The organism is Paenarthrobacter sp. YJN-5, from assembly GCF_015040095.1.
GTDB lineage: Bacteria > Actinomycetota > Actinomycetes > Actinomycetales > Micrococcaceae > Arthrobacter > Arthrobacter ureafaciens.
This window is the reverse complement of record NZ_CP053544.1, coordinates 2,628,933-2,655,771: the sequence shown is the minus strand read 5'-3', so window position 1 is coordinate 2,655,771 and position 26,839 is coordinate 2,628,933. Positions and strand designations below refer to the sequence as shown.

Below are 26,839 nucleotides of genomic sequence, written 5' to 3'. Positions count from 1 at the left end.
CTTCCAGCCTATCGGCCCCCGGCGCCGCCCCGATCCGTGGGGTGGGGCGCCCGGTGCGTGGTTGGTTTAACGAACCTGGGAGGGGTTCAGTTTCACCCTTCGGAGAAGCTGGGCGTTCAGGGCCACGACGATCGTGGACGCAGACATGAGTACTGCCCCGGCTGCCGGGGACAACACGACCCCCGCGAAGGCCAGGACGCCGGCAGCCAAAGGCACGGCGATGATGTTGTAACCGGTGGCCCAGATGAGGTTCTGCCACATCTTGGTATAGCTGGCCCGGGACAGATCAACCATGGACAGCACGGCGCGGGGATCGTTGCCGGCCAGGATGACTCCGGCCGATTCCATGGCGACGTCGGTGCCGGCGCCGATGGCGATGCCGACTTCGGCCCGGGCCAGGGCGGGGGAGTCGTTCACCCCGTCACCGACCATCGCAACTTTCAGCCCGCGGGCCTGCAGTTGCGCGACCTTCTTGTCCTTGTCGGCCGGGAGGACCTCGGCGAAGACCTCGTCGATGCCAAGCTCGGCCCCCACAGCATCCGCAACCTGGCGGGCGTCACCGGTGATCAGAGCCACCTTGATGCCCCGGGCCTGCAGGGCCTTCACTGCCTGCCGTGACTCCGGACGGATCGCATCTTCCAGGCTCACCGCTCCGAGGATCCGGTCACCGTCTACGACGTGCAGCACCGCAGCGCCACGTCCGGCCCATTGCCTGGTGGTGGCGGCCATGGCGTCGGTTTCGGTCAGGTCGAGCTCGCGGAGCAGGGCCGGCCCGCCGACCTGCACTGTCCGGCCATCGATCATCGCCCTCACTCCGCGGCCGGTCATTGAGGAAAATCCGGTCGCGGTTGGCAGGTCCAGGCCTTGGTGGTGCGCGGCGCGGACGATGGCCCGGGCGACGGGGTGTTCACTGTCGGATTCCACGGCTGCGGCCACTGCCAGCAGCTCCCGGGGCGTGGTGCCGTCGACGGCGGTGATGTCTTTGAGCTCAGGTTCGCCTTTGGTCAGGGTGCCGGTCTTATCGAACAGGACGACGTCGACGGTGCGCATCCGTTCAAGGGCCATCCGGTTCTTGATCAGCACCCCGACCCGGGCGGCTTGTTCGGTGGATATGGCGATGACCAAAGGGATGGCCAGGCCCAGTGCGTGAGGGCAGGCGATGACGAGCACTGTGACAGTGCGGGTCACGGCGTCGGGCAGGCTGCCGAGCAGGATCCAGGCGATGAAGGTGACGACGCCGGCGATCGTGGCGAAGTAGAACAAGAACGCCGCCGCCCTGTCGGCCAGGGCCTGGGCTTTGGAGGAGGAAGCCTGCGCTTCCGCGACCAGCCGCTGGATACCCGCCAGGGCTGTGTCCTCTCCGACGGCGGTGATGCGCACCCGGACGGTGTTGTCCGTGGCGACTGTGCCGGCAACCACGGGGTCCCCGGGCCCTCGGGCGACGGTCTTGGACTCGCCGGTGATCATTGATTCGTCGAACTCGGCCTGCCCTTCCACGATCGTCCCGTCCGCGGGCATCCGGGCGCCGGAGCGGACCAGCACTACATCCCCTGGAGCGAGGTCGGTGACCGGGACTGTTTCCGTGCCGTTGGGGGTGACGCGTTCTGCTTCATCAGGCAGTAAAGCGGCCAGGGCATCCAGGGCACCTTGGGCCGAACCAAGGGCGCGCATCTCCATCCAGTGCCCCAGCAGCATGATGGCGACCAGCAGTGCCAGTTCCCACCAGAAGTCCAGATCGAAGTTCCCGATCCGCAGGCTGGTGGCCCACGAGGCGATGAACGCGACGCTGATTGCCATGGCAATCAGCAGCATCATGCCCGGCTTCCTGGTTTTCAGCTCACTGAGTCCTCCTTTGAGGAACGGCATGCCGCCGTAGAAGAAGATCACGGTGCCCAGCGCTGGTGGGATCCAGGCCGAGCCCGGGAACTCCGGCGGCATGTAGCCGAGCAGGTGGGCGAACATCGGGCTGAAGAACACCACCGGGACGGACAACGCCAGGGTCAACCAGAACCGGTCCTTGAACATCGCCGTACTGTGCCCGGCATGCTGCCCATGGCTGTGCACCATATGGTCGTCGTCCGGACCGTGGCCGTGGTGCTGTTTGTGCTGGTCGCCGTGCATTTCAGGGTTGTGCCCGGCGTGGTGGGTGGGGTCCGGTTCGGGTTCCCTGACCGGTGAGTGCGGGTGGTGGTGGGTGTGCTCTGTCATGGCGTGCTCCTCCAGTAACGGCCGCGTCAACGCCACAAGAGGCGGCACTGGCCGTTGGTGTATGGACTAGCGGTTGTTGGTGAGGCTGTAGCCGGCGGACGCCACAGCGTCCCGGACAGCGGAGGGCCCGGCAGGCCCGGTGACGACCAGGCGGGAGACCCCGCCCGGGACCAGCCCGACCGTGGCGGACCCGACGCCGTCGACGTCCCGTACGGCGCGTTCAACGCGGTCCGCACAGCTGCCGCAGGTCAGGCCTTCGACGCCGTACTCAACACCTTGGGCGGTGGAGGCGGGGGATTCGGATCCGTTGGTGGAACAGCAACCGCAACCTGAGGAGGACTTTGCGATGAGGGGCAGTTCGGTACGTGGTGGTGTTTGCATGCCAGTTTCCATTTCTTAGCGGATGAGCGATGGATGCTGGGGATGAACGGCTGTGAAAGAGGGCGGACCCTCCGGGACATACCACTTCACTGACAACACCATCAATATACCCCTAGGGGGTATGCGCGGCAAGGTGCTCACGACTGGAGCTACGTCACTTCAATGGACCCCATCATTCCCAAGTCTTCGTGGTCCAGGATGTGGCAGTGATAGACGGACCGCCCGCGGAAGTCTTTGAACGCCACCCTGACCTTCACCCGCCCGTTGGCGGGTACATTGACCACGTCCTGCCAGATGGCATCGTCCACGGACTGACCGTTCTCCTCGATGATCTGCATGGGCCAGACATGAAGGTGGAACGGGTGATCCATGGGACTGGCGTTGGTCAGCGTCCATTCCTCCACGGATCCGGAAGCCACCCTTGTGTCTATCCTCGTTTCCTGGAATTCCTTGCCGTTGATCGTGAAGCGCATCATGCCTCTGCCCATGCCGGCGGCCAGTACGATCCGCCGGCGTGCCGCCACCGCCGCTGACCGCAGGTCTATTGGTACGTCCTGGATGGGCACCGTCGGTAGTGGCGGGACCGGTTCGCCGGCCACGCGGAGAGTTGCCAGTGCCGTACCGTCCGGCTGGTCGGCCGGGCCTCGTTCTCCGGGCATCTGCCCCATCATCCCCGGCATACTTCCCCGGTCCTGGTAGAGCGCGCGCAGTACCGATCCGCCGTCGGAAGTCACAAGAAGGTCAGCGCGGTTTCCCGGGGTCAGGAGAACTTCATTGACCGGCTTGGGAGCCGGGAACCGGCCGGAGTCCATGCCCAGTAGTTGCATTTGCTGACCGTCGAGCCGCAACCGGAGGTAGCGGGCCACGCAGGTGTTGACGATGCGCCACCTTTCGCGCTGGCCCGGGCGGGCATCGAAGTGCGGGTTGCTTTGACCGTTGACAAGGAGCAGTTCACCCTGCCGGCCCATCATCCGTTCCATCATGGGCACTTGTGCAACGTTCCCTTGCCCATCAAGGGTGGTGTCGGAAATAAGCAGCACACGTTCCAGGGCAGACTCAATCGGTTTCCGGTCCTCGACGATGATTGCTCCGAAGAGTCCAGCGAAGATCTGGTCGGCTACCATGCCGTGATGGTGGGGGTGATACCAATAAACGCCCGGGGGATGGTCCGCAGGGAGTTTGTAGCCATAGGAAAAGGCGTCGCCGGGGTTCACCGAAACAAAAACGTTGTCGCCGTTGCCTTCCGGTGAAACATGGAGCCCGTGCACATGCAGGTTGGTGGCTTGGGCAAGGTTATTGACGAGTTCCACGCGGAGCACATCGCCTGGAAACAAACGAAGCGTTGGGCCGGGAATGCCGCCGTTGTAGCCCAGTGCCGTGGCTTGCCGTCCTCCCAACACCATCGGTCCTGGTGCTGCTTGGAGGCGGACCTGCAACTGGCCGTTCGTGCTCCGCACTTCCGCGGGCTGGACCAGTTCGCCGCCCGTCCCGGCCGTCGTCCGCGAGGCCAGGGTCCAGGCCAACCCGCCCCCGCCGGCTGCAGTTGCCGCTATGCCCAGCCCGCCCAGGAGCAACGCCCGACGGCGACTGAGCGGCTTCATTACGGGCCCTCACCAAGCACTTTGAGATGTTCGCGGTACTGGTCCGCCGTGAGTTCTCCTCTGGCAAAGCGCTCATCAAGGATCCGGCGGGCTGTGCTCCGTCCCGTAGGCGGGATGGCCCCCGGCATCTGTGGGCCGGCGGGTCCGTGTCCGCCAAAGAGCTTGACTGCCAGAAGTACCAGAATCGCGACGCCGACCAGCAGCAGGGGGACCCACAGCCACATCCACATCATGCCTTGTCCGTAACCCCACATCATGACCGGTCCTTCCGCTTTGGAGGTTTACTCCAGTCATAGCGCGGAGCCATGGCGGGTGGTAGGGTCCGAGGTCCCGGGACGGCATGCTGCCGTCCCGGCAGTGGGAGTCCTGCCGCCAATCGGATTCAGTTCCGGATGAGATCCAGGACGGCATCCCGAACGGACTGCATGGTTGCGGCATCATTGGCCTCAACGTTCAGGCGGAGCAGCTCCTCGGTGTTCGATGCCCTGACGTTGAACCACCAGTGGCCTGATTCCGCGGCTATGGTCAGCCCGTCCGACTCGTCAAAAGCAACACCGGGTGCCGGTTCGTAGGAGTTCCGAACCGCCGCGATGGCGTGATCGGCATCGGTGACAGTGGAATTGATCTCCCCGCTGGCAGAGTACGGCTCGAACTTCCCGGCAAGCGTGGAGAGCGGCGCATCCTGTTCGCCAAGGGCGGCGAGGACATGCATCGCGGCCAGCAGTCCCGTGTCCGCGTTGTAGAAGTCGCGGAAGTAGTAATGGGCCGAATGCTCGCCTCCGAAGACAGCGTTTACCTCGGCCATGCGTGCCTTGATGAACGAATGGCCAACGCGCGTGCGGACGGGCCGTCCACCGGCCTGTTCGACGAATTCAGGCACTGCCCGGGACGTAATGACGTTGTGGATGACGGCCGGGGCGGCCTCGCCCTGCGCCTGGGCCCGGGCAATTTCGCGGACGGCTATCATCGCGGTGATTGCCGACGGCGATACCGCCCGCCCTGTCTCGTCGACGACGAAGCAGCGGTCCGCGTCGCCGTCGAAAGCCAAGCCAATATCGGCACCGTGCTCCAGGACGGCTGCCTGCAAGTCCAGCAGGTTCTCCGGCTCCAAGGGGTTGGCGGGGTGGTTCGGGAACGTCCCGTCCAGTTCGAAGTACAAAGGGACAATGGTGAGGGGCAGGCCGTCCAGCAATTCGTTGCCCAAGACGGCCGGAACCGTCAAACCTGCCATGCCGTTCCCGGCGTCGACAACAACCTTGAGGGGCCGCACGGTGTCCAGGTCGATGAGTGTACGCAGCTTCGCGGCATAGTCGCCAAGGACGTCGAGCGGGGCGATATTCCCTGCCCTTTCCGCCGTGGGGTAGCCCCCGTCCAGGTAGCGTTGCGCGAGATCGCGTATGGCGAGCAACCCCGAGTCGGATGAAATGGGAACGGCCCCGGCTTTGGCCATCTTGATTCCGTTGTACTCGGAGGGATTGTGACTTGCCGTGAAAATGGCACCGGCGACGTCGAGCGCACCGCTGGCAAAGTAGAGCTCATCGGTGGAAATCAGCCCGAGGTCGTACACCTCGGCACCCCGGCGGGACGCCCCGAGGGAGAACGCCGAGACGAATCCCAGGGATGACGGGCGCATGTCGCCTCCGCAGAGAACCTTCCGGCCGGCGAGGCCCAGGACGTCGACGAAGGCGGCGCCTATGGCTTCGGCGGCTTCGTCAGTGAGTGAATCACCTACTATGCCCCGCACGTCGTAGGCCTTGAACGCGGAAGAAAGATCCATGTGACTCCTAAAAAACACCCGTGGTGACAGCTTGCGGTTTCCGGGCCCTAGCGTGCGCCGAAGTCGGTGTCGGTGTACGAACCCACGTGCCGGGCGTGGCCGGCACCGCACGTGCAGGTGTTCTCCACTTCAACGCGCACGGCCAAGGGCGCGTCCCCCTCGATGGTGAGGGAGAGGGGTTCGTGGTTTGGGGTCGATACCTGGAGGGTGCCTTGGGGTGAAATGACAGACATGACGGTCCTTTGGTTGATTGGTTGATTGGTTTTGGGATGAATGGTTTGGGGTGGGCTGCCGGTGTCAGCCCATGGCATCCAGCACGCCGCGCACAATCGTGGCGGCCGCGCCAAGATAGGCCAGGATGATCAGCAGGATCTGCGCTGCGCGGGCTGAAACGCGTTTGGCTGCCAGGTCACCCAGCACCAGTCCGGCCAGGCAGGCTGCCGCGACGGCGAGCCACATCGTCATGGGTAGAACCGGAAATGACGCGGGGGCGGTGATGGCTTTGGAGAGGAGGGAAAACGAGCCGATGGTGAAAAAGTAGGGCTGCATGGTGGCGGCGAAGGACTTGTGCTGCCACCGGGTTGCGATGGAATACATGCTGACCGCCGGTCCGCCCACTCCTGCTGCGGTATTCATGAAGCCGCTGAGTCCGCCTGCCGCGAAGAGGTACCGACGACGGCGGGGGAGGACTGCCGATTTCATCACCAGCAGGACTGTCAGCCCGATGGCGAGGATGACTCCGATGGAAATCTCAAGGACCGGAGGTGGCAGGAACCGGATGAGGATGGCCGCCGGCACGATTCCCACCAGCGCCGACGCAGCCAACGCCAGGTACTGTTTCCAGTCAATGTCCCGAACGACGCGGAAGATAATCGCTCCCGCGGTCACGGCTCCGCAGACGTTGACCAGCACCACGCCCTCCACCGGGCCCAAAAGCAGGACCAGGAACGGGGCGGCCACCAAAGCAAACCCCATCCCGGTGGCACGCTGCATGCCGGCGCCCATGACGACGGCGCCCAGGACCAGCCCGGTGGTCAGCATCTAGGCCCTCCACGCCACGTACTGGACCTCCTCAAACTCCTCCAGGCCGAGGCTGGACCCTTCCCTGCCGAGGCCGGACTGCTTGGCACCGCCCATGGGGGCGAAGGCTACTGAGGGGAGGGGGTCGTTGACTCCGACGATGCCTGCCTCCAGCTGCTCAGGGACTTCCCAGCCCCGCCTGGCGTCCTTGCTCCACACGTAGGCAGCAAGCCCCATTTCAGTGGCGTTTGCCTTGCTGATGGCTTCGTCCTCCGAGGCAAAGGTGACAACACCGGCTGCAGGTCCGAAGACCTCGTCGCTGACCAACGGCGCGTCCGCGGGAACGTCGACGAGGAGGGTGGGTGCCAGGAAGGAACCCTGGCCGGGGACCTGGGTACGTTCGGTGACGCGGCGTGCGCCGCGGTCCAGGGCATCATCGATCAACGCCTGCACCGCGCGCACCCGGTCGTCGTCGATCACGGGTCCCAGATCGGGGAGTGCCGAGTCACCCTCGGGAACACCGTGGCCGATCGTCAACGCATCGAATTTCGCCGCCAGTTTCCGGGCGAACTCGTCCGCGATGCTGTCCTGAACCAGGAAGCGGTTTGCGGCTACGCAGGATTGGCCGGTGTTTCGGAGCCTGCCAAGAACCGCCCCTTCCACGGCCGCGTCAAGGTCGGCATCCTCGAACACAATGAACGGGGCGTTGCCGCCCAGTTCAAGCAGCGGCCTCACAATGCGGTCCGAGGCGGACGCCATGATCTGGCGGCCAACCCCGGTGGAGCCGGTGAAGCTGACAGCGCGCACGGCGGGGTGCTTGAGCAGCGCTGCGGTCGTTTCGCGGGACGGGCCGTGGACCAGGTTCACGACGCCGGCAGGGAAGCCGGCGTCATGCAGGACTTCGAAGAGCCCGGTGACGGCTAGAGGCGCCTTTTCAGAGACACGGCCCACGACGGTGCATCCGGCGGCGAGCATGGCCGCCAGCTTCCGGGCCTGGATGGAAACCGGGAAGTTCCACGGGGTCAGGCTCAAAGCCACACCTATTGGTTTGCGCGTGCTGAGATGGCGCCGGCCCCTGAGCTCGGGGGGGCTGACCGTTCCGGTGCTGCGGCGTACTTCCTCCGCGAACCAGCGGAAGTATTCCACGGAGAAGTCCACTTCGCCTTGGGCTTCCGGTAGCCGCTTGCCGGCCTCCAACGCCAACGTGTGGGCGAGTTCGTTGCGTCGCTCGGCCAACAGGGCGGCCGCATTCTGAAGGAGGTCTGCACGGGTCCGGACGGTGGTCCGGGACCAGCTGCCAAAAGCCTCCGCTGCTGCATCGGCGGCCCGTGTTGCGTCCGCGGCGTCGCCCCACGCGACCTCCCCGACTGTGCTGCCATTGCCTGGATCCAGCACATCCTTGGAGGAGTCGGACGAATGCCAGGTCCCATTAATCAGGTGGTGTGCTGATTTCAGGTTCACGATGTTGCCTTTCGGATGCTCATCCCTTGCTGGCGCCTGCGGTGATGCCCGCTACAAAGTAGCGCTGCAGGAAGATGTAGGCGACGACGACTGGCAGGGAAGCCAGGATGACGCCGGCAAACAACAGGGGATAGTTGGTTTGGAATTCACCCTGGAAACTGAGCAGTGCCAATGGCAGTGTGCGGTTTCCGGGGGACTGGATGAACAGGAGCGGATACAGCAGTTCGTTCCAGTGGATGACGAACAGGAAGATGGCCGCGGCCGCGATGGATGGAGTCGAGAGAGGCAGGGCGATGGAGGCGTAGGTCTTCCACGGGCCGGTGCCATCGATCGAGGATGCTTCGTAGAGTTCCTTGGGAAGGGTGCGCATGAAGCCACCCAGGATGAACACGGCGATCGGCAGGGTTGAGACGACGTTGGCCAGGATCAGTCCCGTGAGGCTGTCCAGGAGGCCGAGCCGACCGAAGAGCACATACAGCGGGACCATATTGGCTTGGGCCGGGATTGCCATGCCCAGGACCAGGAATCCGAAGATGGCCCACGACACGAATCCCCTGAGCCGTGACACTGCATAACCGGCCAGGCTGGCGATGAACAGAGTGAGCGGAACGGATATCGCGGTGACGATCACGCTGTTCAAGAATGACGAACCGAGGTCCTGGCCACCAATGACTTCGGCATAGTTGGACGGGGAGAGGGATTGCGGCAGGCTGAAGGGGCCTTCGAACAATTCCTGTGTTGATTTGAAGCTGCCAAACCCCACCACAGTCAGTGGGACGATGATGATCAGCGCGTAGATGCCAAGGATGGCGCGGCGGCTTATTGAGGCGAGCATGCTGTTATTCCCCCTTCGGGGTCAGCCGGAGCAAGCGACGCTGAAGCCAGGTGACCAGAGCGATCATCGCCATGAAGATGATCGATTGGGCGGCCGCATAGCCGAACTCCGAGTTGGCGAAGGTGCTGTAGATGCGTGTGGAGAGGATGTCCAGGGAGCTCTTGGGCGGATTGCCTGCGATGCCGAGGATGAGGTCGAACGCCTTGAACGATTGCACGGTGGTGTAAGCAACCACGATGGACGTTGCGGGTGCCACGAAGGGCCAGGTAATGGACTTGAACTGCTGCCACTTGTTTGCGCCATCCATCTCCGCAGCCTCATAAAGTTCCCGCGGTATGGCCTGCAGGCCCGCAATGTAGACCACCATCATCTGCCCGGCGTGGAACCAGACCTGCGTTACAGCTACCCAGTACAAGGCCTGGTTGTTGTCGCCCAGGTAAGAGCCTTGGAGTCCTTCCAGGCCCACCGCACCCAGGACCGAGTTGGCCAGGCCGAAGTTGGGATCGTAGATGAACTTCCAGATGAACGCCACGGAGACGGAGGACAGGATGGTCGGGAAGAAGAACAGGGCTCGAAGCACGATGCTGCCGCGGGAGTTCTTTGTCAGGAGCAGCGCCAGCAGAAGCGAGAACACTGTCTGGGCGATGACGACCAACAGTACAAACTTCAGGTTGTTCGTCAGCGCGTTGGTAAACAACGAGTCCTTGGTGAACGCCCGGACGAAGTTGTCCACGCCCACGTAGTTGAACGCCGCCGAGAAGCCGTTCCAGTCAGTGACCGCATACTGGAATGCCTGGAGGGTCGGCATCACCAGGAAGAAAGCGATGATGGCCACTGCCGGCAACGGAAACAGGTAAAGCGCAGGATTCACGCGCGTGGGGGACCGGCGCTTCTTCACCGGAGCCCCCGCTTTGCTGTCGGGCGCTTGCCGCTTGGCAGCCATTCCGGTGTGGGTGCTCATAGCCGTTCGTCCACGATCTTCTGTGCAGCTTCGGCCGCTTGCTGCGGGCTGGTGCCGGAGATGACGGCGGTGGCGCTGGCCTCCACGGCATTGCGGACATCCAGGTTCTGAAATTGGAACCGGGCGGCCAGCGCCGTCTTCTTGTCCAGCCACGGGCTCAGGCGCTTCAGGTCCGGGTTGGTGTAGTCAACATCCTTGACGGCAACGTGCTGGGCCGTCTCATTGGCGTAATAGGCCGCGTTTTCGGGTTCGGACAGGAAATCGATCCAGGCTGCGGCTGCCGCCTGGTGCTTGCTGGCCGAGTTGACGCCGAGGATGAAGGTGGCGTTGTAGACGCCCTCGTATTTGCCGTTGCCGCCCTTGGAAGTGTTGGGGAAGACCAGTTCGATGGGGAACGTCGCGCCCAGGTTCCGGACGGCGGCGAGGTGGTAGGACCCGGTGGCCAGCATGGCTGCCTTCCCCTGGGAGAAGAGGTTCTGTGCCGGTTCCACGGCAGTACCCGTGGCGTTGGCCTGCAGGAACGGGACCAGGTCCTTGTACTGGTTCAGCATGGTGATGAACCAGTCGTCCGTGCACTTGAGCTTGCCCTGTTCGATCTGGGCGCACATGTCGTCCACGGGGGCGTTGTTGGCAATCATGCAGTTGAACAGCTGTCCGCCGTTACCGACGTCACCGCCGGGCCAGGAGATCGGCGTGACGCCGGAGGATGCGAGCTTCTCGCACATGGCAAGGAAAGCGTCCCAGTCCTTCGGGGCCAGATCGGCACCGGCCTTGTCGAAAAGGTCAGTGTTTGCCATGGGCATCGGGAAAACTACCTGGTACGGCAAACCCAGCTGGTTCTCGCCGGACTGCCCGGCCGACAGCAAGCCCTTTTGGTAGTTGCCGACCGCCTTGCTGTTCTTGAGCTCCGTATAGATGCCGGCCTCTGAGAAGTTGGTGAACTGCGCCCCGCGGAAGGTGGCGAACGCGTCACCGATTGCTGCGCCGCGGACTTTCTGCAGGCCCTGTGCGTTGTAGTCGTTGGAGGTCGAGATGTCCTGGACTACTTCCGCGCCGCTGTTCTTGGCAACGAAGCGCTTGATGAGCTCGTCGAACACTGCTTTGTCTTCGCCACGCCAGTGTGCGAAAGAGACCTTGCCGGTGATGTCGCCGGTGGCCGGAGCGGAGGGGCCGGTGGCGCCACCCGGGGCTGGGGAACCGCCGGGGCCCGCGCATGCGGCTGCGGTGGCGGTGAGGCCGAGGGCACCGAGAATGGCCATGGCTTGCCTGCGTGAAATCTGACTCACAATATTCTCCTCGTTGAGTGTTTGCTGTGCCTGGTTGGTGTTGGGGGACGTCGGTATCAGGCGTTGGTTCGCTGGGCGGTTACCACTTCATCGACGACGGCGCAGAGCCGCTGCAGCCGCTGGACGGCGTCGGTGGACAGGGATTCAATGACATCGGGTGAGCCGATGCACGAGGCCCAGACCGCCCGTCCGGCCAGGAATCCGCTGGCGCCTTCAAGGCAGGCCCAGCGGACGGCCTCCGGGAAGACGTCTTCCGGGACGCCCGATGAGAGCACCACCCACGGGCCGTCGATGGCTTTGCTGAGTTCGGCGCAGGCAGCGCGGACTTCGGCTTCGGAAGCCTGGCCCTTGAACGGGACCTCAGCCTTGTAAAGGTCTGCGCCCAAGCTGCCCAGTTCCTTGGCTGCGGCCAGGATGCCGGCGTTCCAGTCGAAATCGCCACCTGCCAGCGGTTTGCGGGAGACGGGTTCGATGATGCTGATCAGCCCGGCAGACTTGCAGCTGTCCACGAATTCGCGGACCATTTCCACGCGTCCTTCGGCGGGCTCGTCCGGGCGGTAGAGGACCAGAAGTTTCAGGGCCTTCGCGCCCAGGGCAGCGTACTTCCCGGGGTCCACCAGCTTGTCGATGGTTACTTCGCCCACCAGCTCATCGTGTGCGGACTCGAAATGGTCGGCGGAAGCGATGAGTCCGCAGCCGGGGTCCACCACCTTTGCTTCGATGGCCTGGTCCAGGGCGAACTGGCGGTCAATGAGGACACCCGATGCATAGGGGGTGAGGATTCGTGCGGCCGCAAGCTTGAAGTCCCGCAGGTCCTCGTCGGTCACGGGCTGGTCCGTGTGCTCGGCGAACATGTTGCGCATCGCCTCGCGCTGGTCAACGGCGAGCATGGCGAACGCGCCGGAGGGGCGTTGGAGGGCGGAAAGGTCGGTAGTGCTCATGGGCTGCTTCTTTCAGCTAGGGAGTTGAACTTAGGTAAGTACTGGGGTGATGGTTTGGCGGGGAATCATGGAGCGTCCGTCCAGTCCGGCGCAGGATGCGGACGCGGTGCGTCCTGCGAACGCAGCTGCTTCGGGGAGCGGAAGCCCTGCGGCGACAGCCGCGAGGATCGCTCCGTGGTAGACGTCTCCGGCGCCCAGCGTAGAGACGATGTCGGCGGGAGTTGCCGGCACGTGGAACGGCACGCCGCCCTTTTCAAGTCCCCAGGCGCCCTCGGAACCGGCTGTCGCGACGACGGCGGTGGCGCCGTCGTCGACGGCTTTTTGCAGGAGCGTTTCGGGCGAAAGGCCGTCGCCGTATTCGGCCTGCAGCCGTTCGATCGTGGGCACATACAGTGCTACGCCTTGCGGGCTGAAGGAGGGGATGGGGTTCCCGGCGTCGACACTGATGCACAGGCCCGGCACATGTGCGACGGCGCTCCAGCCCAAGTGATCGACGTGGACCCAGGCAGCTGTCCCCAGAAGTTCATGGAACCGGCTGCCCTCGGGAAAGCGGACAGGAGGGACAGGCCGCGTGACGATTGCCCGGCTTTCGGTGGCTTTGCTGACCACAATCACGCTGGCGCCCGTCCTGGCATCCGGATTCCGGATGACCGCAGAGGTGTCAACACCCTCGGCTTCCAGGCCACCGATGATGCGGTCGCCCTCTTCGTCGGCGCCAACAACTCCTGCGAAAGCTGCACTGGCTCCGGCGCGGGCCGCGGCGACGGCCGCTGTGGCCGCGGGGCCGCCACCTGCCGTGGCAAAGTCGCTGGCAACGGTCCGGCTGTCGGCTGCGGGGTAGTCCTGCACCAGGGCGATGGAGTCCAATGTGGCACACCCGACGAAAAGCAGGGTTTCGGATGACAGTTGGGGCACGTTCCACCTCGTTGTAGTTGGGCTGGTGTGAAAAAATATACACACGCTATGTGTGAAAAACAACACATTCGGTATAGTGATGTTTGGGATGCAACGCCCGACCCCAACGAACTCAACGCAGAGAAAACGGAGCAGATCAATGTCATTGCCCTCTGGAGAAGCAGCGCAGACCATCCGCTATGGCCTCATCGGTGCCGGCCACATGGCGCGCGAACACGTTCGAAACCTGGCTTTGATCCCGGGAAGCCTTATTACCGCGGTTTCGGACCCGACGCCGTCGTCCCTGGAAGAAACCGCGCGGGAAATCGGCTATGACGTACAGACCTTCTCCGCCCACAAGGACTTGTTGGCTTCAGGGCTGGTGGATGCGCTTGTGATCGCCAGTCCAAACGACACGCACCTGGAGATCCTGAAGGACATCTTCGCCAGCGGGACAAACCTGCCTGTGCTGGTGGAAAAGCCGGTGTGCACCAGTGCGGAGCAAGCGGACGAGCTTGAAGAACTTGCGGCCACCTACACGGCTCCAGTGTGGGTGGCGATGGAGTACCGCTATATGCCGCCCGTTCAGGAGATCATCCAGGCCGCGCACAGCGGCAAGCTTGGCAATATCCACATGCTCTCGATCGTCGAGCACCGCTTCCCGTTCCTGCACAAGGTGGATGCCTGGAACCGCTTCGCGGAGCGCACCGGAGGGACCCTGGTGGAAAAGTGCTGCCACTTCTTCGACCTCATGCGCTTGATCCTGCAGGACGAGCCCACCCGCATCTACGCCAGTGGCGGCCACGACGTCAATCACATGGATGAGGTCTACGACGGCCGGATCTCCGACATGGTGGACAATGCCTACGTCATTGTTGACTTCAAGGGTGGGCGCCGGGCCATGCTGGAGCTCTCCATGTTCGCCGAGGGCTCCAAGTTCCAGGAGCGCATCTCGATTGTGGGTGACGCTGCCAAGATCGAGACCCTTATTCCGGTCGCCGCCAATCACTGGATCGAAGGCGACGAAACGGAAGCCACCGTCGAATTCAGCCCCCGCTCCCCGCTGGGCCCGGAAAAGCATGAGGTCCCCGTGGATGAAGCGGTGCTGGCCGCAGGCGCGCATCACGGCTCCACCTATTACGAACACCTCGGATACCGCAAAGCCATCCTCGGGGAGGGGCCCGTTGATGTCACGGTGGCTGATGGCCTCCAGTCGGTGCGGATGGGCCTGGCTGCAGAGCAGTCCATCATTGAAGGACGCGCCGTAGAGCTCCTCGCGCCGAGTGTTGCTGTGCAGAAGTAGCTAGGATTGTGTTGGAATTACAACACTCTGCCACGCCGACCGTCGGTTTACGGGGCAGGAGAGGAGGAGCCATGAGCGTCACACGGGAAGAGGCCGCGCTGACCCCGCGTCAGCGGACCATTCTGGACGAGCTCGGGCGGCGGGGGTTCCTTTCCACCACCGACCTGGCGGGGACTTTCGACGTGTCGGATATGACCATCCGCCGCGATACGCGCGCACTCTCCAAGATGGGGCTGGTCAAGGTGGTCCACGGCGGCGTCAGTGCCGTCGAGGGGCACGGCCAGAACGCTGACTTCGCCGCCCGGGCCCGGGAGGATGCTGCCGCGAAACGGCGCGTAGCCCGGGCTTGTGTGGATCTCATCGCCGAACGCGACGCGATCATCCTGGATGCAGGAACAACCACGTACCAGATCGCGCAGGAACTGCCCGCGACCTTCACGGGCACGATCATCACCCATTCGGCTCCCGCAATTCAGCGGTGCCTGCAGCTGACGTCTGCCCGGACGATCTGCCTTGGGGGAGAACTGCTCCTCGACAGCCAGGCCTTCAACGGTGCCATCACCGTCAGCGCCGCTGAGGGCCTGCATGCCAAAACAGCGTTCATTGGGGTCAGCGGGATCCATGATGAGGCTTTCTATATCGAACGGGACGTCGAACGTGCCACAAAGCTCGCCTTGATGGCGTCCGCGGAGCAAGTCGTGGTGGTTGCGACGCATCAGAAAATGCTCCGTTACGCCTTGGCGCGGTTGGCAGCGTTCGACGCCGTCGACATCCTGGTCACGGATGCGCCACCGCCGGCGGAGATCATGACCGCGTTGGAGGCAGCAGGAGTGAGGCTGATAGTAGCCGCGTGACGGCTGCCTACCGGGTTGCTTGCTGACCTGGGGGGCTGCTCTCCGTACGCTCCGAACACCGGGCCTGGTCCTGGTCCGGACCCGTTCCCGGTATGGGCTGTGCCCATGCATTGATTTCCCGCATCCTTTGAATGTCGGAAAATAAACTTTCTCTGGTGGATTTCCACCATTAAGCGTTAAGATCGAAGCAGGCCCTCGCTCAGTGGCCGCTAACTTATTGAGGAGATGCACATGACGTGGCTGAACAGCGCCGCTCACGCACGTTGGCTCGAAACAGAAACAGACCGGCTCATCAACTTCGCTGCCGGTTCCAAGGTCTCCACCGGTTTCGGTTGGCTGGACAACTACGGCAAGGTTCAGGCCGACAAGCCGACCCACCTCTGGATCACGGCACGCATGGTGCACAGTTTTGCCATCGCCGCGCTGATGGGGCGTCCGGGGGCAGGCTCCTTGGCGGACCATGGCATTGCCGCGCTCAACGGGGCCTTCCGTGATGAGGAGTTTGGCGGCTGGTACGCCGAGGTGGATGAGAACGGCCCCGTAGATGACACCAAATCCGGCTACCAGCACTCGTTTGTCCTCCTGGCCGCCGCCAGCGCTGTTGCAGCCGGCCGCCCGGGAGCGCAGGAGCTCCTCGAAGAAGCCCTGCGGATTGCCGACTCGAAATTCTGGGATCACGAATCCAATATGTGCTTCGACTCCTGGAACCGCGACTTCACGGAGACCGAGGCCTACCGGGGCGGAAACGCCAGCATGCATTCCGTTGAGGCCTACCTCATAGTTGCTGACGTGACCGGCGAAAACCGCTGGATCGAACGCGCCCTCCACATCGCCGAGGTGTTGATCCACCAGTTCGCCCGCAACAACAACTACCGCGTCTTCGAACACTTCGACCCGGAATGGAACCCGATTCCGGACTACAACACCGACGATCGGGCCAGCCAGTTCCGCGCCTACGGCGGAACCCCGGGCCACTGGGTCGAGTGGGCCCGTTTGCTCCTCCACCTCCGCGCCGGCCTGGAGGCACGCGGCCTCAGCGTTCCGGACTGGCTTCTGGAGGATGCCAAAGGCCTGTTCGACGCTGCCATCCGCGACGCCTGGGAGCCCGACGGCAATCCCGGGTTCGTGTACTCCGTGGACTGGGAGGGCAAGCCGGTTGTCACCTCCCGCATTCGCTGGGTTCCCGTCGAAGCTATAGGAGGTGCCGCGGCACTCTACATGGCCACCGGAGACCAGGCATACGCGGCCTGGTACGAGCGGATCTGGGACCACGCCCGGGACTGGTTCATCGACTATGAGCACGGTTCCTGGAAGCAGGAATTGGACGAGCACGGCAACGTCGCCTCCACGGTCTGGTCCGGCAAGGCAGACGTATACCACTTGTGGCACTGCCTGGTAGTCCCGCGTCTTCCGCTGGCACCCGGTTTGGCGCCGGCGCTGGCGGCAGGGCTGCTGGACTCGGACCTTCGTTTCGGCAAGGCGGATAGCTGACCCGTTTCCGGGAATCCAACGGGACCCGGCAAAGGCTGCTGCGTCAACCCCCGGCACCAGACATCACAGTGGGGAAGGCGGACCGGGGGATCATTTTGACTTTCCCCTGCCAAGGGGCCGTCCTGCGCAGCTGGGCCGGGATGCCAGGCATCGCCTGGCATCCCGGCCACTTTTCATGACCCGGCCGCCGTCATCTATTCGGCGTCGTGGTCGGTCTCGAGGATCCTCGCCAAGCTGTCCAAGGCAGCGTCCGCGCCTTCGCCCTCGGCACGGAGGACCACTACATCGCCCTGGGCCGCCCCCAGGCTCATGAGGGACAGGATACTGCCGGCGTCGGCCTGATCATCGGGAGTGCTGAGGCGGGCTATGGTGACATCGATGCCGAGTTCGGCGACGGCGTCCACAAAGATGGCGGCAGGCCGCGCGTGCAGGCCGACGCTGCCGGCAATGGTGGCGGTACGTTCGGGCATGGTATTCCTTCTTTCGCTGGTTGTGGTTGATTCTTCGCGGGTTTAGAGCCCGAGTTCCGCCAGGACGGGGAGCCTGTTGCGGGCCGCCTTGCGGGCTGCGGCCGCGGACGGCGCCGCCAGGGCTTCCATGGCTATGCGTTGGGCCTGGACGAGGGTCACCGTCGAAAGCACGGCGCCGACGGCGGCAAGCGCGCGTGCGCTCATGGACAGTGACGCGGCACCGAGGCCAACCAGCACGACGGCGAGGGCGGGGTCCGCCGCTGCCTCGCCGCAAACTCCTACCGGTTTGGGTGCTCCCGTCATGGCGCTCGCCTGCGCCGCGCCGTCTGCAGCCAACTGGATGAGTTGCAGGACCGCCGGCTGCCATGGGTCGTTGAGCGTCGCGAGCGGACCGAGTTGCCGGTCAGCTGCCATCGCGTACTGCGTGAGGTCGTTGGTACCCAGCGATGCGAAGGCGACTTCCTGGAGTACGGCAGACGCTGTCAGGGCCGCCGACGGAACCTCGACCATGACTCCTGGCGTCCTGAGTCCGGCAGAAGCGCACAGTGAGGCAAAACGGCGCGCCTCCTCCGCCGTCGAAATCATGGGGGCCATGACCTGTACGTCGGAACTGTGGGCTGCTGCTGCGGCGGCGATGGCCCTGAGCTGACGCTCAAGCACGCCCGGAGTGGTGGCGTCGGTGCGGTAGCCGCGGACGCCCAAGGCCGGATTGGGTTCTTCGATGTTACTGAGGAACGGCAAGGGCTTGTCCGCCCCTGCATCCAATGTTCGAACCACTACCTTCCTGCCGGGGAAGGCCGCGAACACGGCACCATATGCAGTGACCTGTTCGTCGAACGACGGCTCGGTGTCCCGGTCCAGGAAGCAGAACTCCGTCCTCAGGAGTCCCACGCCTTCGGCACCCGCCCGGGCTGCCGCCCCGGCATCGGCCCCGTGACCCACGTTGGCGAGCAGCGGGACCGGCAGGCCATCGGCCAGGGTGTTGTTGCCGCCAAACGCAGGCCGGGAGTTTGCCTTGGTGGTCCAGTGTTCGGCCGCTTGCAGCAGCTCGCCGTCCGGGTTGGTGCACACTGTACCCTCAGCACCGTCGACGTAGACGACTGTGCCTTCGGGGATGGACTCCACGCCCGGGGCGGCAACAACCGCCGGCAAGCCAAGTGCCCGGGCCAGGATGGCTGTGTGCGATTGCGGGCCTCCGCCGGAGGTGATGAGCGCCAGTATTTTGGCCGGATCCAACGTGGCGGTGTCTGCCGGTGCGAGGTCATGCGCGACGAGGATGAAGGGGACCTCGCATGTGGGAATCCCGGGCGCCGCCAGGCCTTGGAGCCCGGCTACGATTCGTGCCCGCACGTCCAGGACGTCCGCTGCGCGTTCGGCCATGTAACCGCCCAGGGCTTGCAGGGTTTCGGCCACCTCTGCGCCCGCTTCCCATACCGCCCGTTCGGCGCTGCGGGCACCGCCCGGGTTCGCGGGGGAGAGCCTGGCCACCGCCGACTTCAGGAGCAGGGGGTCCGTGGCCATCCGTGCTGTGGCCAGAAGGACTTCCTTGGCGTCGCCGTCGGTGGTGTCCGCACGAAGCCGAAGCTGGCCCTGTACGGATGCGGCGGCAGCCCTGATCCGCTCTCCTTCCGACTCCACCGTGGTTCCGGGTGGCATGCCGGCGTGCTCCGTCGGTTCGGCCACAGGCGAGGGCATGTGCTTGACCACGGCGACGACGCGTCCGGGTGCCACGCTAACACCCTTGATGGTCCGGGTCAGCGGCAACATCCGCTGATGGTGGTTGATGTCGGGCGTTGCGGTGGTGGTGGTGGGTGCGGTGTCCTGTGGCTTCAGCATGAACGTGCCTTGTCGAGGGCGGATCGGGTGGAGGCCAGGAGGTCATTCCAGCTGGCGGCGAATTTTTCCAGGCCATCGCGCTCGAGGTGCGTTACGACGTCGTGGTAGGAAACGCCCGCCGCCTCGAGGTCTTCGAAGACAGTGCGCGGTTCGTGATACCTGCCGGTGAGTGTGTCCCCGGTGATGACGCCGTGGTCGAAGGTTGCCTCGAGGGTCTTCTCCGGCATGGTGTTCACGACGCCTGCGGCAACAAGTTCGGTGACGTAGAGCGTGTCGGGATACGCCGGGTCCTTGACGCCGGTGGAGGCCCAGAGGGGTCGCTGCCTTCGGGCGCCTGCGTCGGCCAAGGCCTTCCAGCGTTCGGTGGAGAACAATTCCACGTAGGCCTGGTAGGCAAGACGCGCGTTGGCCACACCGGCACGTCCTTTGAGGGACAGCGCCTGCGGCGAGCCGATGGACTCGAGCCGTTTGTCGATTTCAGTGTCCACCCGGGAGACAAAGAATGATGCAACGGAGTGGATCGTGGAGAGGTCGTGGCCGTTGTCCCGGGCTTGTTCCAGTCCGGTTTGAAACGCGTTGACCACTGCGTGGTAGCACTCGAGGGAGAAGATCAGTGTCACGTTGACGCTGATTCCCTCCGCCAGCACAGTCTTGACGGCCTCAAGGCCGGCGAGGGTTGCCGGGATCTTGATCAGGACGTTGTTCCTGTTGATCTTCTTGTACAGCTCCCTCGCTTCGGCGATCGTGCCTTCGGTGTCCCACGCCAAGCGGGGGTCGACTTCGATGGATACCCGACCGTCCACGCCATCAGTGGCGGCGGCGACCGGAGCCAGGAGGTCGCACGCCTCCACGACGTCCGACGTCGTGAGCTCCATAACAGTCTCTTCGGCGCCGGCGCCGGCTGCTGCGTGCGCCGCTATTGCGTCGTCGTAGCCGGTGCCGGAGGTGATGGCGGCCTGGAAGATAGAAGGGTTGGTGGTGACGCCGACGACGTTCCTGTGGTCCATGAGCTTCTGCAGATTGCCCGACCGTAGTTGCCTGCGGGAGAGATCATCGAGCCAGATGGAAACGCCGGCGTCTGCCAGTTGCTGAGTGGGTGTTGTGGTCATGGGGGTCCTAGCAAAGATTGAACGGTTATTGGGTTTGGCCTGGTGTCCGGGCATCAGGCCTTCTGGTTGTCCTTGGCCCCGTCAAGCTCGGCCAGCCACGAATCGCGTGCAGTCCCGGGAGTCCACCCGGTGTTCACCACCTTCTTCTGGAAGATGATGGCTGCGGTCACCAGGACGGCGGCGATCACGATGGTCAGGACCGCTCCGAGTGCGGTACCACCCTTGAGGCTCACGCCGATGAGTGTTCCGAACCACCCGAAGTCAGCGTCGCCGAACGTGCTGTTGGACAACCCGAACTGGCCCAGCACCAAGAGGAGGACGGCGGGAAGGAGCGTGATGATGATGCCGTTGACCAGACCACCCACCACGGCTCCCTTGCGGCCGCCTACGGCGTTGCCGTAGACGCCGGCTCCGCCGCCGGTGAAGAAGTGCGGAACCATGCCCGGCAGGATCAGGGCCAGGCCGAACATGGGGTTCAGCCAGGCTGCCAGGATGCCGAGCGCGAGGAGGCCCCCAGCGAAGGATGAGAGGAATCCGATCAGGACGGCGTTGGCGCCGTACGGGAAGACAATGGGGATGTCCAGGGCGGCCTTGGCGCCGGGAACCACCTTGTCCGCAATGCCTTGGAAGGCCGGAACGAGTTCGCCGAGGACCGTACGGACTCCGTAGAGGATGACCGCGACGCCGACTCCGAACTGCAGGGCCTGGGCGAAGGCCGACATGACGAACGCGCCGGCGTCGGCGGACCCAAAGATGGGAAGGGCAGTTTCCAGGGGAAGGGCGATCAGGCCCCACACCGTGAAGACCATGTAGATCAGCACCATGGACAGCGAGGTGGCCACCATGGAATCGCGGAGGAACTTCAGGCTTTGGGGGAACTCGATTTCTTCAGTGGATTTGCTGCGGCGGCCTACTGCTGCTCCGGCAATTCCGGCAGCGAGGTAACCCAAGGATCCGAAATGGCCAATGGCAATCGCGTCGTTGCCGGTGATCTTCTTGGTCCACGGGTGGATGAACGCCGGCATGACGACCATGATGACGCCCAGAAGGATGGCGCCGATGAGGACCACCAGCCATCCGCTGTCCTGCCCGAAACCGACAGAGAGGACCACCGTGATCATGGTTGCCATGAACACCATGTGGTGTCCGGTCAGGAAGACGTATTTGAGCGGGGTGAACCTTGCCAGGACCAGCATGAAGATGAAGCCGAGCGTCAGGACGTAGGCGCTTTGCGCCCCGAACTGTTCCTGGGCCATGGCGGTGATGACCTCGTTGGTGGGGATAACGCCCTGGGCGCCCGTGACGGCCAGGATCAATTCGCCCAGCGGCTTGAGCGACCCGACGACGACGGTTGCGCCGGCGCCGAGGATCAGGAAGCCGACGGCGGCTTTGAGGCCTCCGCCGATGACCTGCCCCGCATTGCGCCTCAGCGCGATCAGGCCCAGGGCGGTGATGATGCCGATGAGGTAGGCGGGCACGTTCAGGACCTGCTGCCCGATGAAGTTGAGGATGACGACGAGCCATTCCATGGTGTTGCTCCTTTCCTGGTGTGGGCAGCCGGTTACTGGACCGCGTCGGAGATCTTGGCGGTGATCTCGCCGAGGTCGAAGAAGTTGTTGATGATGATGACCTTCGCCGGGACATCGCCCAGCTCGCTGGCGAGCTCATCGGATGTGAGCACGATGTTTGCCGATTGGGCGGCGCCGCGGGCCACTCCAATATCGGCGGCCTCGACGTCGGCCTCGATTCCCAATTGGTTGAGGACCTTCTCTGCGTTCATCTTCAGCAGTACCGATGTGCCGATACCCATGCCGCAAACTGCAACGATTTTCATGTGTGGTGCCTTTCGGGTGGTTGTTGGTGGTGGGGTGAAGGCCTAGGCCGTGGCCTGGCTGAGGATTGCGCGGACGTCTTCGGGGGTCTGCGCCTCACTAAGCCGCGCCCTGATGGCGTCGTTTCCGAGGACTCCGGCCATGGCCTTGAGCGCCTCGATGTGGGCGGTGTGGTCCAGGGCAGCGAGCCCGATGACCAAAGTGACCGGATCATTCCGGGGGTTGCCGAATTCAACCGGCGATTCGAGGCTGACCCAGCTCATGCCGCCGTGGAGGACGGCGTCCGAGGGCCGGGCATGGGCCAGGGCGATGCCGGGGGCAATGACGATGTAGGGTCCGTGTTCTTCAACGGCTGTGATCATTTGCTCCGTGTACTCGGCGGTGGCGGCGCCCCCGTTCACCAGTCCGTCCCCGGCAAGCCGGATGGCGGCACGCCAGTCCCGGGCCGGCGCGTTGGTCGAAATGGAGCAGAGGGATTCGGCAAGGCTATGAGACATGAAACTGTTCTTTCAGATATTTTGGGCGCGGGGCATCGCGGTGATGGCCTGCTGGTGAAAATGGACGTGCGGAAGTACTCCGCGGTGTCCCGGCGGGTGCCGGGAGCTCTAGGAGGAGGTGGTGAGGGGGCTAGTTACGGGAGCCGCCGGAGTCACGGACGATCAGCCGGGGCGCCAGGCGCACTTCCCTCGGTTTGAGTTCGGGGTGTTCCAGCCGCTGGATCAGCATTTCGGCGGCCAGGGTTCCGAGTTCTTCCACGGGTTGTGCCATGACGGTCAACCGGGGGTCGAAAAGGTCGGCCCATTCAAAGTCGTCGAAGGCTGCCAGCCCAATATCGGCCGGAACACGGAGGCCCAGTTCCCTGAGGCCCCGCATGGCCCCGATGGTCATTTGGTTGTTGGCGGTAATCAAGGCGGTTGGCGGCGAAGGCAGTGCCAAGAGCTCTTTGATGGCCTGGGCTGCCGGGCCGGCTTCCGAGTGTCCATCGCGGATGAGGTCCTCATCCGGCCGGATCCCGGATCGTTCCAGTCCCAGGAGGTATCCTTCGGTGCGTTCTATGGATGTCCGCAACCCGCTGCGTCCGGAGATCAGTGCGATGCGGCGGTGTCCTCGCCCGGCAAGGTGCTGCACCAGCTGGGACATCGCTTCGGTGTTCTCCACCCCCACGGCATCGATGGGCTGCGTGGGATCCAGCTGTTCCGGTACACGGTCCAGCAGGACAGTGGCGATGCCCCTGCGGGAGATTTGCCGCAAAGCCTCGTGCGGGTCGGCGGAGGGAGCAAGGATGATCCCTGCCGGCCGTTGGGCCAGGAGGTCCCGGACAGCCCGCAATTCGCGCTCGGGATCGTCGTGGGTGTCGGCCAGCACCAGGCTGTAGCCAAGATCCGACAGGTGCTTCTCAATGGAGTGGACGACCTCCCCGAAGTACGGGTTGGACATCGCGGAGATAGCCAGCCCGATGGAGTTGGTCTTGCCCGTGCGGAGGGACTTGGCGATCCCGTCGTTGACGTAGCCTGTGGCTTCGATGGCCGCCTTGACAGCCTTTTCCGTCTCCGGGGCGATGCGTCGGGTCTTGTTGACCACATGGGAAACCGTGCTTTGTGAAACGCCCGCCACACGGGCTACTTCGCTCATGGTCACCATGTGCTCTCCTTCCGCCGCCTCCATTGTTCCATCCGGCCGGTAGTTCGCCATCACGACGCTCTGTCCCACCGTCACGCGAAACGAATGATCAGGTCGGCGGACTCCATGGTTGTCCTGATGAAGTCCGCATTTGATTCATCCGAACCATGGACCCATTCAAGGGCCTTGGACCTGGCTTTGCCGAAGTGGACGTGGCGGTCGATGAGCCGCGCAACCCGAACCTCGTGGGGGATCTCCAGGTACCAGACTTCATCCAGCAACGCCCGCGCATCCTGCCACTGCGGAACCGGAGCGAGGAGGTAGTTGCCTTCGGTGATAACCACCGGGACGCTCCTTGGCACAGCGATCGAGGCGGCGATCGGCTCTTCCAGTCCCCGCCGGTAGGCGGGGGCGTAGACGACCTCTTCGTTCCGGGAACGAAGCCGCTGCAGCAGGGAATGGAACCCACCGATATCGAACGTATCAATGGCACCCTTTCGTTCAAGCTTCGGCGAATCCTTGATGACCTCGTGGCCTAAGTGGAACCCGTCCATGGGAACCACCACGGCCGTATCACTGCCCAGTTTTGCGGCCAGTTGTTCGGCGAGGGTTGACTTGCCTGCCCCGGGTGCGCCGCACACGCCCAGAATGAACCTGCGGCCGGGGACCAAGCTGCCGAGTATGCGCTGCGACAGCAGTCCAACATCGGCCTCCAGGGTCTCCGGAAACGGCCGCTGCTTACTCAGCTCCATGGAAAGTACTCCTCGATGGATAGTGCCGGCCCGGCCGGCAGGACCAACCGGCCCGGGGGATTAGAACGCGAATTCGCTGACGTTTGCCGGCGTGACGGTCTTGGCTGGTCCGAGGATCACCACGTTCTGTTCTCCCACCGTGTAGGAGCCCAGGGTTCCGGCGTCGAAGGTCTCGCCCGCCTTGCCCGTGACGCTGCAGCCGGCAACGGCCTTGGCTGCGTAGAAGGACAGGTAGCCGAGGTCGGAGACGTTCCACCAGATGTCCTGGACGTTGCCTGTTTCGATGTGCTTCCTGATCAGGGAGGCGGGCGCGAGGCCCGTGAGCTTCACTTTGCCCAGCGCGCCAATCTCATCCAAGGCAGTAGCGGCAGCGGGCAGGGAGATTCCGGCGGGGACAATGATGCCCTTGAGGTTCGGGTGGGTGGTCACCAGCTCCTTGGCGCGGTTGGCGCTGACGTCCGCTTTCTCCTCGCCATAGACGACGTCCACGAGTTTCATGCCGCTGAACTTCGACTCGGACTCAAGCCGCTTCTTGATATCGGCGATCCAGGCATTCTGGTTGACGGCTGTCTGGGTGGAGGACAGGATGGCAAATTCACCCTGGCCGCCCAGCAGATCGCTCATGCTGTCCAGCATCCCTGTGCCCAGTTCTTCAGTCTTGGCCTGGTTCACGAACAATGACCGGGCTTCCGGCGCCACATCCGAGTCAAAGGTGATGACCTTGATGCCCTGGGCCTGCGCCTTTTTCAGTTCGGCTGCTGCGCCATTGAGGTCGCTGCCCGAGATGGCTATGACATCCACCTTCTGCGAGATCAGCTGCTGCACGAACGGAATCTGGGCTGCACCGGTCGCTTCGCTGGGTGAGGTGTAGACGACCTTGTTGCTGCCACCCAGTTCCGCCGCCGCTTTTTGGGCGCCGTCCCGGACTGTGGTCATGTAGGGATCGTCACCGAGCTTGGGAATGTACCCCACGGTGATGTTGTCCTTGGGGGTGCACTCGCCGGCATTGGCGGCGCCGCCTCCGGCGGGTGTACAGGCGGTCAGGGCAAGGCTTGCCAAACCGATGGCAGCTACGCCGGACAGGGCAGCCCTGGTGGTTGTACGCATTTAAGTCCTCCTGGGGATTGTTGGGGCTTGCAGGTGTGTCATTTGCTGGATGGAACGGGTGGGGAAACTGGTTGCCCGCTGCCTGGACCGAGCTTTTGGGCCCTGGTTCTGCGGGCTGCCAGCGCTGAGGAGATGGTATTGGTGATGTTGGCCATGAGCAGCGAGAGGATCAGGACGAGGCCCACCACGGCCGCTTGGCCGTAAGCGCCGAAGTTTTGGAGCTGGAGCATGCTCCGGATGGCGATGACCACTACCAGGGCCCAGAAAACGCCGGTCATGCGGCCTTTTCCGCCCAGGAAGCTGATCCCGCCGAGGAAGACGACCGTTACGACGTCCAGCTCGTAGCCCAGCGCCCCGTCGGGAGACGCTGATGAAGTGATGCCCACGTGGATGATGCCTGCGAGGGCGGCCACCAGTCCCGAGGTGACGAACAGCTCGAAGATGATCTTCCGGTTCTTGACTCCTGAATAGGAAGCGGTGGCCGGGTTGCCGCCGATGGCAAAGACGCGGCGGCCGAACGGGGTCTTGTGAAGCACGACGAAGAAGACAGGGGCCAGCAGCAGGAACGGTACGATTGCCGCCGGGATGTAGGTTCCGAGGATGGAATCGTTGCCCAGGGAGATGATTTCCGGGGGCATGTTGCTGATGGGAGTGCCGCCCACCAGGACGTAGCACAGACCGCGGAACAGGGCCAGGGTACCCAGCGTGACTACCAGCGAGGGGAGGCCGAGGACGGCCACAAGGAAACCGTTGAGGACCCCGCAGGCCAGGCCCACCGCCAAAGCGGCCACTGCGGCAACGGGCGTGCTTCCTCCGGACTGGATCACCATGCCGAATGTGATTCCGGTCAGTCCGGCGATGCTTGCCACGGAGATGTCGATCTCCCGGGCAATGATCAGGAACACCAGGGGCAGGACCATGAGTGCCTTGGCTGCCATGCGGGCCACCGACGATCCAAGGTTGTAACCGTCGGCGAAGCCGGGCGTAGTGAGGACCGCCGTGAGGATCAAGAGGATGGCGAAAGCCCCGAGGAGCCCTTCCCAGGTCAGCAGCCGCGCTTGCAGGCGGTGCAGGGGAGCTGCGGTTGATGCGATGGACAT

Annotated in this window: 26 protein-coding genes; 3 read left to right on the top strand and 23 right to left on the bottom strand. The window is 64.0% G+C overall.

Annotated features, from left to right (window positions below; translation table 11 throughout):
* Nucleotides 1-66 precede the first annotated feature (66 nt).
* From HMI59_RS12530 to HMI59_RS12470, 13 genes are all read right to left on the bottom strand, one after another.
* On the bottom strand, nt 67-2,208 hold the full coding sequence (locus tag HMI59_RS12530; RefSeq protein ID WP_193591498.1) for a copper-translocating P-type ATPase: 2,142 nt from the start codon (nt 2,206-2,208) through the stop codon (nt 67-69).
* Nucleotides 2,209-2,274: 66 nt separating this feature from the next.
* Nucleotides 2,275-2,589, bottom strand: coding sequence for a heavy-metal-associated domain-containing protein (locus HMI59_RS12525; protein WP_166186359.1), 315 nt, complete (start codon nt 2,587-2,589; stop codon nt 2,275-2,277).
* A 149-nt stretch (nt 2,590-2,738) separates the two neighbouring features.
* Nucleotides 2,739-4,190, bottom strand: coding sequence for a multicopper oxidase family protein (locus HMI59_RS12520; protein ID WP_193591497.1), 1,452 nt, complete (start codon nt 4,188-4,190; stop codon nt 2,739-2,741).
* Nucleotides 4,190-4,447: an SHOCT domain-containing protein gene (locus HMI59_RS12515; RefSeq protein ID WP_166186361.1), complete on the bottom strand. Its 258-nt coding sequence runs from the start codon at nt 4,445-4,447 to the stop codon at nt 4,190-4,192. Before HMI59_RS12515 ends, HMI59_RS12520 begins: the two co-directional genes overlap by 1 nt.
* A 125-nt stretch (nt 4,448-4,572) precedes the next feature.
* On the bottom strand, nt 4,573-5,967 hold the full coding sequence (locus tag HMI59_RS12510; RefSeq protein WP_193591496.1) for a phosphomannomutase/phosphoglucomutase: 1,395 nt from the start codon (nt 5,965-5,967) through the stop codon (nt 4,573-4,575).
* A gap of 47 nt (nt 5,968-6,014) precedes the next feature.
* Complete coding sequence (locus HMI59_RS12505; RefSeq protein WP_166186376.1) at nt 6,015-6,200, bottom strand: hypothetical protein; 186 nt, start codon at nt 6,198-6,200, stop codon at nt 6,015-6,017.
* Nucleotides 6,201-6,264: 64 nt separating this feature from the next.
* Nucleotides 6,265-7,008, bottom strand: a complete 744-nt coding sequence (locus HMI59_RS12500; protein ID WP_193591495.1) for a sulfite exporter TauE/SafE family protein — start codon at nt 7,006-7,008, stop codon at nt 6,265-6,267.
* On the bottom strand, nt 7,009-8,448 hold the full coding sequence (locus HMI59_RS12495; protein ID WP_193591494.1) for an NAD-dependent succinate-semialdehyde dehydrogenase: 1,440 nt from the start codon (nt 8,446-8,448) through the stop codon (nt 7,009-7,011).
* Between the two features lie 19 nt (nt 8,449-8,467).
* Nucleotides 8,468-9,283 carry a carbohydrate ABC transporter permease gene (locus HMI59_RS12490; RefSeq protein ID WP_021472105.1) on the bottom strand — a complete coding sequence of 272 codons (816 nt, stop codon included), beginning with the start codon at nt 9,281-9,283 and terminating at the stop codon, nt 8,468-8,470.
* Between the two features lie 4 nt (nt 9,284-9,287).
* On the bottom strand, nt 9,288-10,244 hold the full coding sequence (locus tag HMI59_RS12485; RefSeq protein WP_166186379.1) for a carbohydrate ABC transporter permease: 957 nt from the start codon (nt 10,242-10,244) through the stop codon (nt 9,288-9,290).
* Nucleotides 10,241-11,530 carry an ABC transporter substrate-binding protein gene (locus HMI59_RS12480; RefSeq protein ID WP_193591493.1) on the bottom strand — a complete coding sequence of 430 codons (1,290 nt, stop codon included), beginning with the start codon at nt 11,528-11,530 and terminating at the stop codon, nt 10,241-10,243. The genes HMI59_RS12485 and HMI59_RS12480 overlap by 4 nt, the downstream gene beginning before the upstream one ends.
* A gap of 56 nt (nt 11,531-11,586) precedes the next feature.
* Entirely contained in the window at nt 11,587-12,471 is an 885-nt protein-coding gene (locus HMI59_RS12475; RefSeq protein ID WP_021472108.1) for an aldolase, read from the bottom strand.
* A 30-nt stretch (nt 12,472-12,501) separates the two neighbouring features.
* Complete coding sequence (locus tag HMI59_RS12470) at nt 12,502-13,386, bottom strand: PfkB family carbohydrate kinase (protein WP_193591492.1); 885 nt, start codon at nt 13,384-13,386, stop codon at nt 12,502-12,504.
* 139 nt (nt 13,387-13,525) lie between these two features.
* Here HMI59_RS12470 and HMI59_RS12465 point away from each other — a divergent pair, with 139 nt between their 5' ends.
* From HMI59_RS12465 to HMI59_RS12455, 3 genes are all read left to right on the top strand, one after another.
* On the top strand, nt 13,526-14,668 hold the full coding sequence (locus HMI59_RS12465) for a Gfo/Idh/MocA family protein (protein WP_193591491.1): 1,143 nt from the start codon (nt 13,526-13,528) through the stop codon (nt 14,666-14,668).
* A 71-nt stretch (nt 14,669-14,739) separates the two neighbouring features.
* Entirely contained in the window at nt 14,740-15,522 is a 783-nt protein-coding gene (locus tag HMI59_RS12460; RefSeq protein ID WP_021472111.1) for a DeoR/GlpR family DNA-binding transcription regulator, read from the top strand.
* Between the two features lie 231 nt (nt 15,523-15,753).
* Complete coding sequence (locus HMI59_RS12455) at nt 15,754-17,013, top strand: AGE family epimerase/isomerase (protein ID WP_166186384.1); 1,260 nt, start codon at nt 15,754-15,756, stop codon at nt 17,011-17,013.
* A gap of 194 nt (nt 17,014-17,207) precedes the next feature.
* Here HMI59_RS12455 and HMI59_RS12450 read toward each other — a convergent pair whose 3' ends face one another.
* The 10 genes from HMI59_RS12450 to HMI59_RS12405 form a co-directional block, all read right to left on the bottom strand.
* Nucleotides 17,208-17,483: an HPr family phosphocarrier protein gene (locus HMI59_RS12450; RefSeq protein WP_062096657.1), complete on the bottom strand. Its 276-nt coding sequence runs from the start codon at nt 17,481-17,483 to the stop codon at nt 17,208-17,210.
* A gap of 42 nt (nt 17,484-17,525) precedes the next feature.
* On the bottom strand, nt 17,526-19,250 hold the full coding sequence (locus tag HMI59_RS12445; protein ID WP_193593755.1) for a putative PEP-binding protein: 1,725 nt from the start codon (nt 19,248-19,250) through the stop codon (nt 17,526-17,528).
* A 62-nt stretch (nt 19,251-19,312) separates the two neighbouring features.
* On the bottom strand, nt 19,313-20,428 hold the full coding sequence (tal, locus tag HMI59_RS12440; RefSeq protein WP_166186385.1) for a transaldolase: 1,116 nt from the start codon (nt 20,426-20,428) through the stop codon (nt 19,313-19,315).
* 53 nt (nt 20,429-20,481) lie between these two features.
* Nucleotides 20,482-21,957, bottom strand: coding sequence for a PTS ascorbate transporter subunit IIC (locus HMI59_RS12435; RefSeq protein WP_166186386.1), 1,476 nt, complete (start codon nt 21,955-21,957; stop codon nt 20,482-20,484).
* 32 nt (nt 21,958-21,989) lie between these two features.
* Nucleotides 21,990-22,262 carry a PTS sugar transporter subunit IIB gene (locus tag HMI59_RS12430; protein WP_193591490.1) on the bottom strand — a complete coding sequence of 91 codons (273 nt, stop codon included), beginning with the start codon at nt 22,260-22,262 and terminating at the stop codon, nt 21,990-21,992.
* Nucleotides 22,263-22,304: 42 nt separating this feature from the next.
* The gene (locus HMI59_RS12425; protein ID WP_193591489.1) at nt 22,305-22,757 is read right to left on the bottom strand and encodes a PTS sugar transporter subunit IIA; all 453 of its coding nucleotides are present in this window, start codon (nt 22,755-22,757) and stop codon (nt 22,305-22,307) included.
* A 130-nt stretch (nt 22,758-22,887) separates the two neighbouring features.
* On the bottom strand, nt 22,888-23,901 hold the full coding sequence (locus HMI59_RS12420; protein ID WP_193591488.1) for a LacI family DNA-binding transcriptional regulator: 1,014 nt from the start codon (nt 23,899-23,901) through the stop codon (nt 22,888-22,890).
* A 71-nt stretch (nt 23,902-23,972) separates the two neighbouring features.
* Nucleotides 23,973-24,632: a nucleoside/nucleotide kinase family protein gene (locus HMI59_RS12415; RefSeq protein WP_062096669.1), complete on the bottom strand. Its 660-nt coding sequence runs from the start codon at nt 24,630-24,632 to the stop codon at nt 23,973-23,975.
* 60 nt (nt 24,633-24,692) lie between these two features.
* Complete coding sequence (locus tag HMI59_RS12410; RefSeq protein ID WP_166186388.1) at nt 24,693-25,739, bottom strand: rhamnose ABC transporter substrate-binding protein; 1,047 nt, start codon at nt 25,737-25,739, stop codon at nt 24,693-24,695.
* 38 nt (nt 25,740-25,777) lie between these two features.
* Complete coding sequence (locus HMI59_RS12405) at nt 25,778-26,839, bottom strand: ABC transporter permease (RefSeq protein WP_193591487.1); 1,062 nt, start codon at nt 26,837-26,839, stop codon at nt 25,778-25,780.

Excerpts from the sequence above, each read along its gene's own strand:
- HMI59_RS12530 (WP_193591498.1), bottom strand. The coding sequence starts at position 2,208 with ATGACAGAGCACACCCACCACCACCCGCACTCACCGGTCAGGGAACCC.
- HMI59_RS12525 (WP_166186359.1), bottom strand. The coding sequence starts at position 2,589 with ATGCAAACACCACCACGTACCGAACTGCCCCTCATCGCAAAGTCCTCC.
- HMI59_RS12520 (WP_193591497.1), bottom strand. The coding sequence starts at position 4,190 with ATGAAGCCGCTCAGTCGCCGTCGGGCGTTGCTCCTGGGCGGGCTGGGC.
- HMI59_RS12515 (WP_166186361.1), bottom strand. The coding sequence starts at position 4,447 with ATGATGTGGGGTTACGGACAAGGCATGATGTGGATGTGGCTGTGGGTC.
- HMI59_RS12510 (WP_193591496.1), bottom strand. The coding sequence starts at position 5,967 with ATGGATCTTTCTTCCGCGTTCAAGGCCTACGACGTGCGGGGCATAGTA.
- HMI59_RS12505 (WP_166186376.1), bottom strand. The coding sequence starts at position 6,200 with ATGTCTGTCATTTCACCCCAAGGCACCCTCCAGGTATCGACCCCAAAC.
- HMI59_RS12500 (WP_193591495.1), bottom strand. The coding sequence starts at position 7,008 with ATGCTGACCACCGGGCTGGTCCTGGGCGCCGTCGTCATGGGCGCCGGC.
- HMI59_RS12490 (WP_021472105.1), bottom strand. The coding sequence starts at position 9,283 with ATGCTCGCCTCAATAAGCCGCCGCGCCATCCTTGGCATCTACGCGCTG.
- HMI59_RS12485 (WP_166186379.1), bottom strand. The coding sequence starts at position 10,244 with ATGAGCACCCACACCGGAATGGCTGCCAAGCGGCAAGCGCCCGACAGC.
- HMI59_RS12475 (WP_021472108.1), bottom strand. The coding sequence starts at position 12,471 with ATGAGCACTACCGACCTTTCCGCCCTCCAACGCCCCTCCGGCGCGTTC.
- HMI59_RS12465 (WP_193591491.1), top strand. The coding sequence starts at position 13,526 with ATGTCATTGCCCTCTGGAGAAGCAGCGCAGACCATCCGCTATGGCCTC.
- HMI59_RS12460 (WP_021472111.1), top strand. The coding sequence starts at position 14,740 with ATGAGCGTCACACGGGAAGAGGCCGCGCTGACCCCGCGTCAGCGGACC.
- HMI59_RS12455 (WP_166186384.1), top strand. The coding sequence starts at position 15,754 with ATGACGTGGCTGAACAGCGCCGCTCACGCACGTTGGCTCGAAACAGAA.
- HMI59_RS12450 (WP_062096657.1), bottom strand. The coding sequence starts at position 17,483 with ATGCCCGAACGTACCGCCACCATTGCCGGCAGCGTCGGCCTGCACGCG.
- HMI59_RS12445 (WP_193593755.1), bottom strand. The coding sequence starts at position 19,250 with ATGTTGCCGCTGACCCGGACCATCAAGGGTGTTAGCGTGGCACCCGGA.
- tal (WP_166186385.1), bottom strand. The coding sequence starts at position 20,428 with ATGACCACAACACCCACTCAGCAACTGGCAGACGCCGGCGTTTCCATC.
- HMI59_RS12435 (WP_166186386.1), bottom strand. The coding sequence starts at position 21,957 with ATGGAATGGCTCGTCGTCATCCTCAACTTCATCGGGCAGCAGGTCCTG.
- HMI59_RS12430 (WP_193591490.1), bottom strand. The coding sequence starts at position 22,262 with ATGAAAATCGTTGCAGTTTGCGGCATGGGTATCGGCACATCGGTACTG.
- HMI59_RS12425 (WP_193591489.1), bottom strand. The coding sequence starts at position 22,757 with ATGTCTCATAGCCTTGCCGAATCCCTCTGCTCCATTTCGACCAACGCG.
- HMI59_RS12420 (WP_193591488.1), bottom strand. The coding sequence starts at position 23,901 with ATGGTGACCATGAGCGAAGTAGCCCGTGTGGCGGGCGTTTCACAAAGC.
- HMI59_RS12415 (WP_062096669.1), bottom strand. The coding sequence starts at position 24,632 with ATGGAGCTGAGTAAGCAGCGGCCGTTTCCGGAGACCCTGGAGGCCGAT.
- HMI59_RS12410 (WP_166186388.1), bottom strand. The coding sequence starts at position 25,739 with ATGCGTACAACCACCAGGGCTGCCCTGTCCGGCGTAGCTGCCATCGGT.
- HMI59_RS12405 (WP_193591487.1), bottom strand. The coding sequence starts at position 26,839 with ATGTCCATCGCATCAACCGCAGCTCCCCTGCACCGCCTGCAAGCGCGG.